Source organism: Intestinibacter sp. (assembly GCF_051866655.1).
In the GTDB taxonomy this organism is placed as follows: Bacteria; Bacillota; Clostridia; order Peptostreptococcales; family Peptostreptococcaceae; genus Intestinibacter.
In genome coordinates this window covers 1-3,732 of sequence record NZ_JBJDXL010000302.1, presented here as the reverse complement: position 1 = coordinate 3,732, position 3,732 = coordinate 1, and the positions used below count along the sequence as shown (strand labels likewise).

The window sequence follows — 3,732 nt, the reverse complement described above, 5'->3', positions numbered from 1 at the left end:
TATGGTTTGCTTATTCTTGGAGAAACATCGAGTAAACTGGTTAGTCCAGATGACGAGTCTACAGCCATGATGTTTGGAGATGCTGGAGCAGCTATATTGTATGTTAAAGAAGATAATAGAAAGATTAAAACTCTATTGATGACTGATGGTAATAGATTTAAATCTATTATTGTTCCATCTGGTGGTTTTAGGGATATGCATCCAAAGGAGGAATACTACATAACACAAGACGGAAAAAGTAGGTCGAAATATTGCTCTTATATGGATGGGGTAAGTGTGTTTTCCTTCGCAATTACTGATGTTGTTAACTCCATAAAGGAGTTCTTGGTGATGAATAAAACGACAGTTGACGCATATAATTATATTGTTCTTCATCAAGCAAACAATTTGATTGTAAAGAGAATAGCACATAAATTAGGAATTTCAAATGATAAAGTTCTATCTTCTTTAGAAGAATATGGAAACACTAGTGGTGTATCTATTCCACTTACTTTATCGCATTGTCTGTCTCATAGAGAAGAAGGGCTAATAAAGATTTTAATTGTTGGTTATGGTATAGGATTGTCATGGGGGGTGTCTTCTTTGACTATCGATACTGATAGAATCCTAAATGTTATAGAAACTGATAGTTTTTATAGTGAAGGGATAATAAAATAAAACAGGGAGGTTTATTTTGATTAACTTAGTTGATTTAACAGGAAAGAAAATTGTAATCACTGGCGCATCTCAAGGAATTGGCAGGGAAACCGCTATTCTCTTAAGCAAATTGGGTGCGCAAGTAGTGTTGATTGCAAGGAATGAGGATAAGCTTAAAGAGACTATCTCTCTAATGGAGGGTACAGGACATATTTGTTGTTCTTTGGATGTTGGTAAGTTAGAAACAATAGAGAAAAGTGTAAAGGATATTGTAAATATGGTTGGTCCAGTAGATGGTCTAGTCTATTCTGCTGGCATTACGAACGATAGACCATTAAATTTATTTAAACCTGAGATAGTTGAGCAAGTACTTCATGTAAATTTAATGGGTTTTATTGAGATAGTAAGATGTTTGACTAAAAAAATAGGTATAACCCTGGTATGAGGATAGTTGGTATTTCCTCTACAGCAGGATTAAGGGGTTCAAAGGCTCATTTGGCATATTCGGCTTCTAAAGCTGGTATGAATGGTGCAATGCGGTGCATGTCAGTTGAATTAGCTCCCAAGGGTATTACTGCTAATACTGTAGCTCCGGGTATGATTAATACAGATATGTATAAGGTTTTTTTAGAAGGCAATGGTGGGGAAAATAGTGGTGCGAATTTAGGATTATTAGCTAGACAATACTTAGGTATAGGACAGACTAGCGATGTAGCATCAGCTATTGCATTTTTATTAAGTCCTGCTTCTAGATTTATAACTGGTGTATGTTTGCCTATTGATGGAGGGTTGTCGTCATGTTAAACAGTAATTTTATGGTAAATAAATATAACAATATAAAAATTATAGGGATGTCTGCTGCTGTATCTAATGATTGGACATCATTGTTGGATTGTTCTGACGAAGATCCTAGCGTAATCAAAAAATTTACTAGAAAAACTGGAGTTACAGGTAGGTATAATGCTGGTTTAAATCAAACAACTGCAGATTTTTGTTATGTAGCCGCAAAAGAGTTATTAGAAAAAAAGAATATTGATCTGCGTGAAATAGGAGTCTTAGTCTTTGTTACTCAGACAGCAGATTATACATTGCCAGCAACTGCTTGTTTGTTGCAAGACAGGTTAGGTATAGGCTGTGATTGTATTGCTTTTGATGTTAATCTAGGTTGTTCTGGATTTACATGTGGAATTAATATTGTTGGTAGCTTGCTTAAGAACTCTACCAAGAAATATGCTTTGCTTTTAGCTGGAGATACTTCTGCGAAAGAAAAGAATGCTAAATATACATCAAAAACTGCACATTCAGCAACAATGTTGTTCGGAGACGCTGGAACTGCCACTTTAATTGAAAAAGATAACAAAACAAATGAAATGGTAATGGTATCGAAGACAAATGGTGCTGGTTACAAGGCAATAATTACGCCTTATGGAGGATGGAGAAATCCCGAAGCTCCTTTAGGAAAAAGTTATGGGGCGATAATGGACGATGTAGAAGTTTTTAATTTCGCATGTTCAGATGTACCAGATTTATTAAAAGAGACAATGAATATTTCTGGGCTTCAGCCAGAAGATTATGATTGTTTAGTACTTCATCAAGCTAATTTGTTTATTATGAAACAAGTTGCTAAGCGTACTGGTTTCCCCATGGATAAGACTATTGTATCTCTGGATATTTTTGGAAATACGAGTTCAGCGTCTGTCCCCATAAGTATTGTAAAGGAGTATGGTGATAAGAATACTGGTAAATCTATTCATGCATTGATGTGTGGATTTGGTGTAGGATTATCATGGAGTACAATTGACTGTTACTTTAATGAAAACGATGTACTATCTTTGATTCATACAGATGAATATTTCGAAGATGGATATATGTCTGAGTAAATACAGACTATATTATATATTACAAAGAAAGTAGGTTATTATTATGACATTGGAAGAAAAATTGGCATTGCTTGACGAGACCTTTGAGGCAGACGAAGGTACTGTACAAGCTGATATGATGTTGGAAGACATTGATGAGTACGATTCTATGACTAAACTATCTCTTATTGTAATGATGGAAGACGAGTTTGGCGTAAAACTTACTAGTGATATGGTAAGAAAATTGAAAACAGTAAAAGACATCTTAGATTTGATGAAATAACTTATTTCTTGATTAGTTTAAAAGGCAGAATTAGTTTTCTGCCTTTTAATACTAATCATATTAGGATATTGATCATGGAGTAGAAATGAAAGAAGCAATTTATGTAACACAACCGTCAATGCCAGAGTTAACGGAATATATTGATGAAATTAAGGATATTTGGGAAAGTAAATGGTTGACTAATATGGGTGTGAAGCATCAACTTTTTCAAAATGAATTAATAAAGTATTTAAATGTTCCCAATATTGAACTGCTAACAAATGGGCATATGGCTTTAGAATTATCTTTACAAGCTTTAAATTTACAGGGGGAAGTAATTACAACTCCTTTTACTTTCGCTTCTACCACCCATGCAATAGTCAGAAATGGATTGCAACCTGTTTTTTGTGATATTAACGATAGGGACTTTACAATAGATGTGAACAAGGTAGAAAGATTGGTTACGGATAAAACTTGTGCTATAATGCCTGTTCATGTTTATGGTAATATTTGTGACACAGAGGGTATAAATTATATTGCAAAGAAGTATGGTTTGAAGGTAATATATGATGCTGCACATGCCTTCGGAGAAAAAGTAAATAACATTGCGATAGGTAACTTTGGAGATGTGTCCTGCTTTAGTTTTCATGCAACGAAAGTTTTTAATAGCATAGAAGGTGGAGCAGTATGCTTTAAAGATAAAGAGTTTGGTTTAAAAATTTATAGACTAAAAAATTTTGGCATTAGAGGACCAGAAGTGGTTGATGGTGTAGGAGCTAATGCTAAAATGAATGAATTTTGTGCCGCAATGGGAATATGCAATTTAAGACATATTGGAGACGAAATTAATAAGAGAAAAATACTATACGAGAAATACATTGAAAGGTTATCTAACGTAGAAGGAATTCGCATTCCTACGCAATTGAATAATGTGGAGTCAAACTATGCATATTTTCCAATTGTTATTGATGAAAA

The 3,732-nt window shown here is 34.1% G+C and carries 6 protein-coding genes; all 6 read left to right on the top strand.

The genetic code is table 11. From position 1 onward, the window contains the following. A partial coding sequence (locus ACI3VO_RS09055; protein WP_439757603.1) for a 3-oxoacyl-ACP synthase III family protein occupies positions 1-657 on the top strand: 657 nt, incomplete at its 5' end. 16 nt (positions 658-673) lie between these two features. Further along, complete coding sequence (locus tag ACI3VO_RS09050; RefSeq protein ID WP_439757602.1) at positions 674-1,081, top strand: SDR family NAD(P)-dependent oxidoreductase; 408 nt, start codon at positions 674-676, stop codon at positions 1,079-1,081. Then, a complete protein-coding gene (locus ACI3VO_RS09045; RefSeq protein WP_439757601.1) occupies positions 1,078-1,440 on the top strand; it encodes an SDR family NAD(P)-dependent oxidoreductase in 363 nt (120 codons plus the stop codon). The genes ACI3VO_RS09050 and ACI3VO_RS09045 overlap by 4 nt, the downstream gene beginning before the upstream one ends. Positions 1,441-1,520: 80 nt before the next feature. Then, on the top strand, positions 1,521-2,516 hold the full coding sequence (locus ACI3VO_RS09040) for a ketoacyl-ACP synthase III (RefSeq protein ID WP_439757600.1): 996 nt from the start codon (positions 1,521-1,523) through the stop codon (positions 2,514-2,516). Positions 2,517-2,559: 43 nt separating this feature from the next. Then, positions 2,560-2,778, top strand: coding sequence for an acyl carrier protein (locus ACI3VO_RS09035; RefSeq protein ID WP_439757599.1), 219 nt, complete (start codon positions 2,560-2,562; stop codon positions 2,776-2,778). A gap of 85 nt (positions 2,779-2,863) precedes the next feature. Next, positions 2,864-3,732 (top strand): DegT/DnrJ/EryC1/StrS family aminotransferase (locus ACI3VO_RS09030; protein ID WP_439757598.1); only part of this gene is annotated, 869 nt, incomplete at its 3' end.

What these genes read in the sequence shown, in the direction of transcription:
- ACI3VO_RS09035 (WP_439757599.1), top strand. Translation starts at nt 2,560, where the DNA reads ATGACATTGGAAGAAAAATTGGCATTGCTTGACGAGACCTTTGAGGCA.
- ACI3VO_RS09045 (WP_439757601.1), top strand. Translation starts at nt 1,078, where the DNA reads ATGAGGATAGTTGGTATTTCCTCTACAGCAGGATTAAGGGGTTCAAAG.